The sequence below is a fragment of the Christensenella hongkongensis genome, assembly GCF_000981035.1.
Lineage (GTDB): Bacteria > Bacillota > Clostridia > Christensenellales > Christensenellaceae > Christensenella > Christensenella hongkongensis.
In genome coordinates this window covers 1-12,371 of the sequence record NZ_LAYJ01000047.1, presented here as the reverse complement: position 1 = coordinate 12,371, position 12,371 = coordinate 1, and the positions used below count along the sequence as shown (strand labels likewise).

Below are 12,371 nucleotides of genomic sequence, written 5' to 3'. Positions count from 1 at the left end.
GCAGACAACCTTGCCTGCTCTTCCTTCTATGAAAAAATTGCTTCCAGCGCATCGATCAAATGGTCGATATCCCCTTTTGTCAGGACAAACGGTGGAACAAACCGCAATGTATTGCAGCCTGCGGTTCCGATCACAACTCCGTTTTTCAGAAGTTTGAGCGCGACATCGTGCGCGTCCTCTTTTTCTGAAAGCTGCGCCCCGAGCATAAGCCCCATGCCGCGAACGTCGGTGATCCGGGCCGGATGCTTTTCCATCAAATCCTGCAGGCGGGATTTGAAATAACCGCCGAGGTCGCCGATCCGCCCCAGCATCGCGCCGTCTATCTTCTCCGTAACATAAAGTCCCGCCGCGCACGCAAGCGGATTGCCGCCAAATGTAGAGCCGTGATCCCCACCTGTAAATGCGGAGGCTGCTTTTGCGTTTGCAAGGCACGCGCCGATCGGCACGCCGTTTCCAAGGGCCTTGGCAAGCGTCGTGATATCTGCTTTCACGCCAAACTTCTCCTGCGCGAGGAAGGTTCCCGTGCGCCCCATGCCGGTTTGCACCTCGTCAATGATCAGCATCACATCCTGCTTACTGCAAAGGTCTGCCACAAGCTGAACGAACTCTTTTTCAAGCGGAAAAACACCGCTTTCGCCCTGTACTACTTCTAGTATTACACCACAAATTTCCTGTGTAACAGCGGCTTTTGCGGCATCCATGTCGTTTGCTTCAATCGTAATGAAGTCATAAGCCATCGGCGCAAACGCAGTGTGGAATTTTTCCTGTCCCGTGGCGGAAAGCGTTAAAAGCGTACGCCCGTGAAAGCTGTTTTTCAGGCAGACAAACTTTGCCGTATCGCGCCCCTTGCGGAACGCATATTTTTTTGCAAGCTTCAATGCGCACTCGTTTGCCTCCGCGCCGCTGTTTCCAAAAAACACACGGTCAAAACCTGTCTTCTTACACAAAAGCTGCGCCAGCTTTGCCTGCGGTTCGTTGTAAAAATAATTGCAGGTGTGGATCACCCGGCCGATCTGGTTCCTGAGCGTCTCCTGGAACCCCCCATCGGAATAGCCTAGCGCGTTTACCGCAATCCCCGCAAGAAAATCCACATATTCCTTCCCGTCAATATCAAACAGGTGGGTGTCCTTTCCGTGGTCAAAAACCACGGGCAGCCGTTCGCCGAATACTTCCATATAATATTGGGAATCCAGTTCCCTGAGTTCATCGTAAGTCATTTTATCTCCTATATACAGGTATCGCGCCGGTATCCTTTACGCACAGTAAAACCGTGACCGCCTGCTTCAGCCCGTCACCATCGTGCCGATACCGGAATCCGTAAAGATTTCCAATATAATCGGATGCGGGATCGTGCCGTTCAGGATATGGGCCCTGCCGACGCCTTTTTCAATAGCGGAAAGGCAGCTTGATACCTTGGGCAGCATTCCCCCTGTAATTTTCCCCTCGTCGATCATATTTAGTATATCCGTTTTTGACGCGACATACAAGAGGGATTCCGGATCGTCTTCCTTTGTCCGCACACCGTCCGTATCCGTCAGGAAGATCAGCTTTTCCGCTTTCAGCGCTGTTGCGATTGCACCGGCTACCGTGTCTGCGTTGATATTATAGCTCTCGCCGTGGTCGCCCGTGCCCACAGGCGCGATCACCGGGATATACTGGTCGTGCGCAAGCGTATTGAGCAAATCGGTATTGATCGATACGATCTGCCCCACATTTCCAAGATCCACGCCGTTTTTGGGCGGCGCTTTTACCGCCTTGATGATGTTTCCGTCGATACCGCAAAGGCCGATTGCGCCCGCGCCCATGCCGTTTAGCCTGGCTACGATCTCCTTATTGATCTTTCCTGTAAGCACCATCTGTACGACCTCCATGGTCGCATCGTCCGTTACGCGCAGCCCGTCCACAAACTTTGGTTTGATGTCAAGCGAATCGAGCATATGGTTGATATCCGGCCCGCCCCCGTGCACGAGGATCGGATTCATCCCTACAAACTTCAGGAGCGTCACATCCTCCAGTATCTTTTGCGTCAGATCCTCGTTTGTCATTGCCGCGCCGCCGTATTTGATTACGATCGTTTTTCCAAACAGGCGCTGGATATAGGGAAGGGCCTCTATAAGCACGTTTGCACGTTCAATATATTTTTGCATTGTATTACTCCTTTATAAATACCATGCGATCTGCGGGAGACCGAGCGTTTCTTCAAAGCCGTTCATAATGTTAAAATTCTGGATTGCCTGCCCTGCGGCGCCCTTGATGAGGTTATCCGTGCAGGAAACAATCACGAGCTTGCCCGTCCTTGGCGAAAGCTCGAAGCCGATCATACAGTTGTTGGAGCCGACCACGAATTTCAGCTCGGGAAGCTGCCCATGGGGCAGTACATGTGTAAAGGGAGCGTCCCCATAGTACTTTTCGTATGCTCCGGCAATAGAAAGCGCGTCTGCACCTTCCTCCATATCCGCGTAAATCGTAGCGAGGATGCCGCGCTTCACCGGCAAAAGGTGCGGCGTAAACAACAAGCGCACATCCTGGCCGGAAATAGAGGAAAGCTGTTCTTCGATTTCCGAGGTGTGCCGATGGTTCACCACAGAATACGCCTTGAAATTATCCGCTGTTTCGCAATAGGAATAAGCAAGTTTCTCCTTACGTCCCGCTCCTGTTACGCCGGACTTTGCATCAATCACAATTCCCTTTTCGCTTACAAGCCCTTCTTTGAGAAGCGGGGCAAGCGCAAGGATACTTGTAGTCGTGTAGCAGCCGGGATTTGAAGCAAAATCCGTGTTCCTGATCGCGTCCTTAAAAAACTCCGGCAAACCGTAAACTGCCTGCTGGTTCTCCTGCTTTGCCGTATGGGTGATATTGTACCATTTTTCATACAGGCTGACGTCGTCGTAGCGGAAATCACCCGACAGGTCGATCACCTTGTGCCCCTTTTTGAGCAGCTTTGGCGCAGCCTTCAGGGATTCGCCATGTGGCAGGCATAAAAATACGAACTCCGCTTCTCCTGCGTCCCCGTCCGATTCGTCCAGTACAATGTTCTTGCCCGGAACAAAATTTGCATACAGGTCTTTCAGGCTTTGCCCTGCAAAGCTCTTTGAAACCGCTTTCTTCACCGATACCTCAGGATGTGCCGAGAGCAGCCGCAAAAGCTCCTCGCCCACATAACCCGTCGCGCCGATTACGCTGACATTAATCATGTTAATTGATACTCCTTGTATATTTTATACATAATTATACATCTAAATGTATAATTATGCAACAGCTTTCTTTGTTGATTCCAAAATTGTTTCCCACAATTTACCAATTTTACAGAATCCCACAAAAAAGACCTTCGGCATTGTGCCTGAAGGTCTTTTGCTTCTTTGCTGTGATATTTTAGATGAACCTGATCGGATTACACTTTACGCCGGGGCCCATCGTTGCAGAAAGCACAACGCTCTTAAGGTACGTACCCTTTGCAGCGGATGGCTTTGCCTTCACGATTGCATCCATGATCGCTTTGAGGTTCTCCCTCAGCTGATCCTCTGTAAAGCTCTTTTTGCCAATCGGAACGTGGATGATAGAGGTCTTGTCAACCCTGTACTCCACTTTACCGGCTTTGATATCGGCAATCGCCTTAGCAATATCCATCGTAACCGTACCGGATTTCGGGTTCGGCATGAGTCCCTTAGGCCCAAGCACCTTACCGATGCGGCCAATCTGGCCCATCATATCAGGCGTAGCCACGATTACGTCAAAGTCAAACCAGTTTTCCTTTTGGATTTTCTCGATCATTTCCTCAGCGCCTACAAAATCAGCGCCCGCATCTTCGGCTTCCTTTGCTTTGTCGCCCTTTGCGATAACAAGCACGCGCACCGTTTTACCGGTGCCATGGGGAAGAACGACAGCGCCCCTTACCTGCTGGTCTGCATGGCGGGGATCAACGCCCAATTTTACGGAAAGCTCGATCGTTTCGTCGAATTTCGCCTTTGCCGTACTCTGGCAAAGCTTGATCGCCTCTTCCGGATCGAACAAATTCATTTTGTCATAGGACTTTACACTGTCCTGATAATTTTTTCCTCTTTTCATCGCTTAGCCCTCCACTTCTACGCCCATGCTTCTCGCTGTTCCTGCAATCATGCTGACAGCCGCGTCCAGAGACGACGCATTGAGATCGGGCATTTTGAGTGTTGCAATTTCTTCGAGCTGAGCACGTGTGATCTTCGCTACCTTCTGCTTATTCGGCACGCCGGAAGCTTTGTCGATCTTGCACGCTTTTTTGATCAGCACTGCCGCCGGAGGCGTTTTCGTGATGAAGCTGAACGACCTGTCTGCATATACCGTGATAACAACCGGAATAATCAGTCCTGCCTGCTGTGCTGTTTTCTCGTTGAACGCCTTTGTAAAGTCCATGATGTTAACACCATGCTGACCAAGCGCCGGACCTACCGGAGGCGCGGGCGTTGCTTTTCCTGCGGGTATCTGCAATTTGATATACCCTGCAATTTTCTTTGCCATTTTTTTATCCTTCTTTCTTATATATTGTGGTAAAACGAACTAGGATAGCGTTCTCCCACTTACTAACTTTTGCAAAATACGCTCCGTATGAGCATATGCTTTTTTCTTAAATCCTCTTGACCTGTACAAAGTCAAGCTCTACGGAAGTATCGCGCCCAAACATGGACACCATGACGCGAACCTTCTGGCGCTCTGTATTTACTTCCTCCACAACGCCGACAAAGCTTTCGAGCGGGCCGGACGTTACGATCACGTTGTTGCCCACTTCCACGTCGAGGTTAATCCGTACGTTTTCGATTCCCATCGAGCGCACTTCCGCGTCAGAAAGCGGAATCGGCTTGCTTGACGGGCCTACAAACCCGGTAACGCCGCGCGTATTACGCACCACATACCACGATTCGTCCGTCAAAAACATTTTTACCATGACGTAACCCGGAAACAGCTTCCTTGTTACATGGCGCTTTTTACCGTTTTTGATTTCAACAGATTCTTCCATCGGAACCTTTACGTCAATGATGGTATCGTGCAGGTTGTGGTTTTCCACAGTCTTCAGAAGATTATCCATCACCTTATTTTCATAACCGGAATAAGTATATACAACGTACCAATAAGGTTTATCTGTCTTTTCCTGTTTGATAAATTTCGGCTTCTCTTCCGTCTCCGCCTTTGGCGTTTCCGTATTTACTTGTTCTTGCGTCTCTTCAGGCTGCTTCAATACATCCTCAGAGCCGATTTTTTCATTACTCATAAATTACTTCGCTCCTAGCTAAGCAGGAAGTTGCGGAACAGGGCTCCAAAGCCCATATCCATCAGCCAGACAATTACTGCAAATATAACGATAAAAACAATTACCGCAAATGTAGTCTTAAACAGATCTTTGCGTGTCGGCCACGTTACCTTTTTTACTTCGCCCCATACATCTTTAAAAAACCGGGCGGGACTGCGCCGTTGCTTTTTATTTTTCTTTTTGGCGAGCTTTTTCTGTTCCTTCAGATGCTTTTCTCTTTCCTCGCCCAATAGTTTGGTCTTAGCCATCGTATTGCCACCTCAAAAATTATTTGGTTTCTTTATGTACGGTATGCTTTTTGCAGAATTTGCAGTATTTGGACATTTCGATCCTGTCAGGATCGTTTTTCTTGTTTTTCATCGTATCATAGTTTCTCTGTTTACATTCTGTGCAAGCCAGTGTGATTTTCGTACGCATTTATCTTCCCTCCGGTACATCGTTTTTTAGGCAATCTAAAAAAAGGCACTCTCTGCCTTTTATCAAAGATGCTTTAATATAATATCATCTGAGCGCCCTGTTGTCAATGATTTTGCCGCTTTTTTAAAGGTTTTTTTGCCAGAGCACGCTTCACCGGCGCCCTTCGGCTGATTACTGAAAATGCGGATCAAAATGATCCGCATTTTTTATTCATCCTTCAGCACGGTCTCTATAAGGTATTTGGGACGCTTTTTGGCTTCCATATAGGTCTTCCCCACATATTCCCCGATAATACCGATTGCAAGCAGCTGGAGGCCTCCCAGCAGCCATATGGACATGATCATGCTCGTCCATCCCCACGCCGTACCTCCAAGCGCGTTTACCACGAGCGAATAAATCAGCATAATAAGGCTCACCACAAAAATGATAAGGCCCACCGCCGTAATCATACGGATGGGTTTGATGGAAAACGACGTGATCCCGTCGAAAGCAAAGCTGATCATTTTTTTCAGGGGATATTTGGATTCTCCCGCAAACCGCTCGCCCCGCGAATATTCCACTGTCGCCGTCCTGTAGCCGATCTGCGGCACGATGCCGCGCAGGAAAAGGTTCACTTCGCCAAACTCGCTGAGTCCCTCAAGCGCGCGTTTACTCATCAACCGGTAATCCGCGTGGTTATACACGGAATCCACGCCGAAAAACTTCAAAACCTTATAAAACGCCTGCGCCGTGTTGCGTTTGAAGCCTGTATCCGTATCGCGGTTGCCCCTCACGCCATACACGATATCGCAGCCATCCGTGTATTTTTGCATAAATTCGTCCAGTACCTCGATGTCGTCCTGCAAATCCGCGTCCATGGAAATCGTTACATCGCACATATCCTTGGCTGTCATAAGCCCTGCGAGCAGCGCATTTTGGTGCCCACGGTTGCGTGACAACTTCACGCCGAGAACCATTGGATTTTCTTTATGCAATTCATCGATAATCGCCCATGTTTTGTCTTTGGAGCCGTCGTCCACATACATGATACGGCTGTCGGCCGATACCAGCTGAGCGGAAATCATACGGTTTAATTTGTCGACCAGCCTTTTTGTCGTTTCGTGTAATACCGCTTCTTCGTTATAGCACGGCACCACAATATACAGTTTGTCCATTCATCCTACCCGCTTTTCAGATTTTCTTATTTCATATTACTATATTCCATGTGGAGCGTCAATCGAACGCAGATTTTTTCCTGCCGCGATACGAATACCGCATAACAAAAAGAGAACGCTTCTTCGCGTTCTCTTTTGCAAATTGTATTACTTTTCAATTTTTCTGCGCTTATTTGCAATAACCGTTCCCGCAGTAATTATACCTCCTGCAACCACAAGCAGCCACAGGTACGGCGATATATCCTGAACGTCTCCCGTCCTTGGGGGCGTTGTGGTCTTTGTGTCGTCCGCAGCTGTGCTCACCGGCTTTACACTGGCGTCCGTTTCATCCACAACAACAGGATCGTTTCCCGAATCACCTGATCCATACGTAACACTTCCATCACCCTGTCCTGTTCCCGGATCGTCCGTACCCGGCAATCCGTTACCGCCCGGACTGTCGATTCCCGGGGTGTCGCTTCCGCCCGGATTATCCGCGTCCACAACACTCCTCATATCCGTCACCATATATGGCGAAGCATGCGAGATCGTGTAGGTGATATATCCATTCGCATCCACGGTCAGCACCTGCTCTTCCGAAAGTCCGGACGCCCCTGCATAATAAAGATATACCGTATCGCCCGGCCTGAAGCTGCCGCCTACTTTGTCCATTCTTGTGATGGGGCACGGGAACTCCCCGTTATGCGTCAGGTTAATAAACATCACCGTTGCATCCGCAGGGATCGTTTCCTTTGCCTTTTGCTCCACCGAAGCGCTTACCGTGTTCGAGAACCCTAAATTGATGTCCTTTAATTTTTCAGGATCAACGCCCCTTGAAAGGTCAAGCGTCACTGCTGCCGCAACATTCCCGCTTGCATCCGCCATGGAAAAAGCAACTGTCTTTGCACCTGTGCCGTCTGCCGCAGCCTTCGCCGCCTGCTCTACCACATCCGCGCCTACCTTGATGTCACGCGCCTCTTCTCCGCTCTTCGTTTCCACCTTCACGACAACCGCCTCTTCCGGCTTTGCGTTCGCAATCGCATTCTTTACCGCATCCGCATCGACTGTGTTGCCCTTGATCTCCGGTTCCACTACGACCTGCGTTTTGCCTTCCGTATCCGGTAATACCGGCTTTGTTTCCGGCGGGACTATGACCGCCACCGTGCACGATGCGCTCTTACCATTGCATGAGGTTGCCGTAACCGTCGCCGTACCAGGTGCAACCGGCGTAATCATACCTTTATCTACCTTCACCACAGCTTCGCTGGACGAACTCCATGTAACCGTTTTATCGTATGCGTCTGCCGGCGACACCGCCGCGCTGAGCTGCCCTTTAGTTCCCATCTCAAGGGAAACAGCTCCCTTGTTCAGGCTCACGCCCGAAACAGGTATTACAATACGGTACTGGTAAGCGTCCGTTCCCTGGCTGGCGCCATATGAACCTGTAGCGCTTCCGTCATAGACAGGACGGGCCCAATATGTTCCGGCTGCTGCAGGAGCGCTATCAAGCTCCGTCCCCGGTTGTCCGTTGTTGTCGGCATAATACACAAATCCGACCTCCGGCTCCGCGATCTCCGTGCCATTTGCAGCTTGGAGCGAAGCACCCTGCAACCTGGGTACCGGAGCCGTTCCTGTATATTCAAATTGGCTGTTTTCCAGTCCCGCTGCGTTTATTGTGGTCGTATAACCTGTCATCAGCTTATTTCCCACACGTACCAGCGAAACGTTCGTATTCAGCGCGCTGTCCGGTGTAAAACACTCCATCCTTACCGACTGTGCGTCCGCCGCGCTTGCCACTTCGCAGCCTGCCGCCTTGCTGTATGGCGTTACGCCGATTTGTGCGCCCGCCGCAAGCCCTGTAACGTCCACCGTCATATTTGCCGACGTTTTCAGGTTGCACGCCGTACTTCCATACTTATTGCCGGTGATCTGGGTATTGCCTGAAAGATACACATTGAAATTTGTTGCCGACGAGGAACCGCCTACACTGCCGTAACTGCTTACGCTGTTTCCTGTGATCACCGCGTCGTGCAGGGTAACCGTACAGTCCGCTGCCGTCACATAAATACTTCCGTTTTTCGTGTTGTTGGAAATAACGCCGCCGTTAACGGTAAGCACGCTGCCGCTTTTGTTCATCGATACGCCGCCGCCGGCGATCGAGGCACCGTTTCCAAATATCTCGCCGCCGTTCATCACGGCCTTCCCGCCGCTGATCACAAGGCCGTAAGCCTGCTTGCTCAGCGCTGTCGGCTGGCAGTTGTTGTTTGCGATCCTGCCGCCGTTCATTTCAAATATTCCGTCCGGCTCCAGCCAAATGCCGGAGTTCACGTTCTGCGTTATGAGCGAACCCTCGTTCATAACGAGTTTTCCCTCTCCGCCTGTTCCGCCCGCGCTGCCGACATCGATCGCGCTGCGTCCTGAGGAAGTTGCGCAGCCCTTCACCGTCGCGCCATTGCCCAAGGTAAGCGTCGAGCTCCCCTGAACATTGATCCCGCTCGTTCCTATCCTGTTTTCACCATCTACCGTAACGTTCTCGAGGACTACCTGCGCCCCGTTGTTCACCGTAACGATGGACGTCGCCACTATCGTGCACGCCGTACCCTCGCTGCGGATCGTAAGCGACTTATTGAAACTTCCGTATGTTCCATAACCGATATTATCTTCGTCGTATCCCGTCTGCGTTGTTGTCCCGAATGCACAGTCGTTGCCCAAAAGCAGCGTATCGCCCGCCTGCGCTTTGTTAACCGCCTTTTGCAGCGTATCGTAGGTTTCCCCCGTGCGCTCGTTCCTGACGTCATACGACACAAGTTTGGTCAGCGCCTCATCCGCATAATACGGTTTGACAGAAATCTGCGTGCCGCCTGCCGCTGTGCTGCCGCCATCCGTATATGCCTTAAGCACCGCCGAAAAATCAGGTTTCGCAGCATTCCAATAATTCCTGGAAGCATCCAGCGTTCCTGTAAGCTCCGTGATCTTGACGACCTGCGCGCCATCCTCGCCTGCCGCGAGTGTGCGCGCCATACTGTTTTCCGTAATGGTCATGCTTCCGTTTCCGTTTGCAGTCAGTCGCATTGCGCGTCCGCCGCCCGCAATATCTGAGTCCCAGTTTTTGAGGATATTGCGTGAAATCGTAACGTCTCCTGCCGCCATGCCTGTGACCTGTATGCTGTTCAGCTTCGTCCCGTCAATCCTGTTCCCCGTGATCCGTGTCGTACCTGCTACCGCCGATACCCAGATGCCCGATCCGTTTTCCGCAGTCACGTTCGTGATCGTATTGTCCGCAATGGTCAGGTTCCGGACAGGGCTGGTATTTGCCAGGTTGAAATTGACCGCCGCAGACCACGCGCTGATATTTTCAAAAATATTATTCTCGATTGTCAGGTTATTGAGATTCGGTTCGCTGCCCCATGCGATCGCATAAATACCGCTCTTTTCAAATTTAAGGCCCTTGATCACTGTTTGCGTGTTATCCCCGAAAGGCCCCGCAAGCGTGATTCCACCAGTGAGGACGGCGCTCCCGTCTCCAGGCCCTTTCAGCGTTACCGCTTTTGTGAGCGTTACAGCCTCGTCGTATGAGCTCCCGTTCGCTGTGATGCAGATTACGTCGCCCTCACCCGCCGCGTCGACTGCCTGCTGAATGGTTGCGTATTTTGCTCCCGTCGTTTCGTTCGACACGGACAATACCTGTTCCACGACGGATACGCTTCCATCGCTGTTGTTTTTGACCGTATAACCGTCCGCAACATAGTTTTCAATACCGGATTGCCCGCTGCCATCCGTGAACGTACCGCCTGAAATAAAGGTTGCTCCTGTATTCTTCGCCTTAATGAGCGCCGCATCTCCGCCGGTAAAATTCCCGCCGCGGATATTCAGGCAGGCACGCGCATTGATGCCGCCGTCTCCATTTGTGTTGTCATTGCCGATGTAAACCGCGCTTTTGGGGCTCGAATACGTACCGCCGTAAACAGTTCCGGAAACTTCGCCCTCTTCGCCCGCCACATACAGCGCATAAAACGAATTGCTGTTTCCCTGCTCAGTGGAAAAATGGCCATCATAGACCGTAACCGTTCCCTGTACTGCCGCCACAGCACCTTGTATCCCCGTTACTGTCGCATTGTTGATCGTAAGGTTCGCTCCTTCGCCCATGCTTTTGATACAATACGCATAAGCGCCCGCCGCATTGGAGGACGTGGAATGGAATTGCCCGCCGTTGATCGTGCAATCCCCGAGGTTCCCCACCGCAAAAAAAGCAGCGTCGACTGTGCAATCATTGATTACCAGCGTTGCGCCGCTTCCATTGTAAAGCGCACAACCCGCCTGATTATCCGTTGTAATATAATGACCGCCGCTTATGGTCAGCGTGCCCAAATTACGGATACAGCCCGACTGTGCCTGTATCGTACCGCCGGACGCCGAATCAGTCACATACAACGTACCTTCATTGACAAATACGTTTTGTATCCCCGCCTCGATCTTATATCCATTCAAATCGAGGGAAACATTCTCACCTGCGGCGATCGCCACACCTGCCTCCGGCATAATATCTTCTGCAAGCCGATAACTGCCCGATCCTGTGATCTGGCTTAATTCCGTGATCTCTATAACCCCGTCTTCCGCTGTGCTGCCTGCATCCGGCGCCAGCAATGTCTCCTGTCCGCTTTCCGCCTCTGTCTGCCCGTCAGGCGCACTTGCCGCTTGCTGCGCCGCAGTAGCTCCCGGCTGCGGTTGTCCGCTCTCCTTTGGTACAGATGGCAGCACCGGCTCTTCAGACGCCGCAGGGGAAGGCGCTGCCGTTTCCTCCGGCGTTTCTGTCTGCACCGGCTCCACACCGTCTGCCTGTACCGTTCCCTGCTCTGTTTCCACAGCTTCATTCAAAGGCTGTGCGCTCGATATCCCAAACATGCCGAGCACAAGCCCGATTACGATTACTGTCGCTATGATTTTTTTCTTCATTTCTTCACCTGTAGACAAACTGATTGCTGTCGTCGTTTTGACATAAAAACTACATCTTATTTGGCTACAAGGCTGCCTTTTTAAATATCCCTGCAATAAAAATACCCGCTCACGCAGGTATGATATTGTTGCATAAATATGACTTACTATCCTTGCAACCCGGCTATCATACGATTTACGCTTAGATCCGTGGCTTTGCGTCCCTGCCTTTTGACAGGTTTGCTAAAAAATTCACTTATTCCCCATTATAAACTTATTTTGCAGGAAAGCAACATTTTTTTCGTTAAAAATGGCTTTGCTAGTGGCAAAACGATTAAAATATGCTGAATTTGTAATATTTCTCAGGCAATGCGTATGGAAAGATATCCATTCAATCTGTCAGACTATTTGATCACATAAAAAGAGCAGGTACGAATACCTGCTCTTTGCCTTTGGTCTTTAAACGCGGCTTATTCGATTACGCCGGATACTACGCCCGAACCTACTGTCCTGCCGCCTTCGCGGATTGCGAACCGCAGTCCTTCTTCGATTGCGATCGGCGTGATCAGCTTGATCTCCATTTCGATGTTATCTCCCGGCATTACCAT

The 12,371-nt window shown here is 50.8% G+C and carries 11 protein-coding genes and 1 riboswitch; all 11 genes read right to left on the bottom strand.

Annotated features, from left to right (window positions below; genetic code table 11):
• Positions 1–26: 26 nt before the first annotated feature.
• Positions 27–1,217, bottom strand: coding sequence for an aspartate aminotransferase family protein (locus tag CHK_RS02410; protein WP_046442447.1), 1,191 nt, complete (start codon positions 1,215–1,217; stop codon positions 27–29).
• 66 nt (positions 1,218–1,283) lie between these two features.
• Entirely contained in the window at positions 1,284–2,147 is an 864-nt protein-coding gene (gene argB, locus CHK_RS02405) for an acetylglutamate kinase (RefSeq protein WP_046442446.1), read from the bottom strand.
• 12 nt (positions 2,148–2,159) lie between these two features.
• The gene (argC, locus tag CHK_RS02400; protein WP_046442445.1) at positions 2,160–3,194 is read right to left on the bottom strand and encodes an N-acetyl-gamma-glutamyl-phosphate reductase; all 1,035 of its coding nucleotides are present in this window, start codon (positions 3,192–3,194) and stop codon (positions 2,160–2,162) included.
• 178 nt (positions 3,195–3,372) lie between these two features.
• Entirely contained in the window at positions 3,373–4,065 is a 693-nt protein-coding gene (rplA, locus tag CHK_RS02395) for a 50S ribosomal protein L1 (RefSeq protein ID WP_046442444.1), read from the bottom strand.
• 3 nt (positions 4,066–4,068) lie between these two features.
• Positions 4,069–4,494, bottom strand: a complete 426-nt coding sequence (gene rplK / locus CHK_RS02390; RefSeq protein ID WP_046442443.1) for a 50S ribosomal protein L11 — start codon at positions 4,492–4,494, stop codon at positions 4,069–4,071.
• A 106-nt stretch (positions 4,495–4,600) separates the two neighbouring features.
• A complete protein-coding gene (gene nusG, locus CHK_RS02385; RefSeq protein WP_082103351.1) occupies positions 4,601–5,242 on the bottom strand; it encodes a transcription termination/antitermination protein NusG in 642 nt (213 codons plus the stop codon).
• 14 nt (positions 5,243–5,256) lie between these two features.
• On the bottom strand, positions 5,257–5,529 hold the full coding sequence (gene secE / locus CHK_RS02380) for a preprotein translocase subunit SecE (protein ID WP_052740200.1): 273 nt from the start codon (positions 5,527–5,529) through the stop codon (positions 5,257–5,259).
• A 19-nt stretch (positions 5,530–5,548) separates the two neighbouring features.
• Positions 5,549–5,698, bottom strand: a complete 150-nt coding sequence (rpmG, locus tag CHK_RS02375) for a 50S ribosomal protein L33 (RefSeq protein ID WP_046442442.1) — start codon at positions 5,696–5,698, stop codon at positions 5,549–5,551.
• 206 nt (positions 5,699–5,904) lie between these two features.
• The gene (locus CHK_RS02370; protein ID WP_046442441.1) at positions 5,905–6,852 is read right to left on the bottom strand and encodes a glycosyltransferase family 2 protein; all 948 of its coding nucleotides are present in this window, start codon (positions 6,850–6,852) and stop codon (positions 5,905–5,907) included.
• Positions 6,853–6,999: 147 nt separating this feature from the next.
• Complete coding sequence (locus tag CHK_RS15495) at positions 7,000–11,784, bottom strand: Ig-like domain-containing protein (RefSeq protein WP_052740198.1); 4,785 nt, start codon at positions 11,782–11,784, stop codon at positions 7,000–7,002.
• A gap of 150 nt (positions 11,785–11,934) precedes the next feature.
• Positions 11,935–12,018: riboswitch (cyclic di-GMP riboswitch) on the bottom strand.
• 215 nt (positions 12,019–12,233) lie between these two features.
• Positions 12,234–12,371: EF-Tu C-terminal domain-related protein (locus tag CHK_RS15975; protein WP_461949955.1), on the bottom strand; the 138-nt coding region annotated here is incomplete at its 5' end.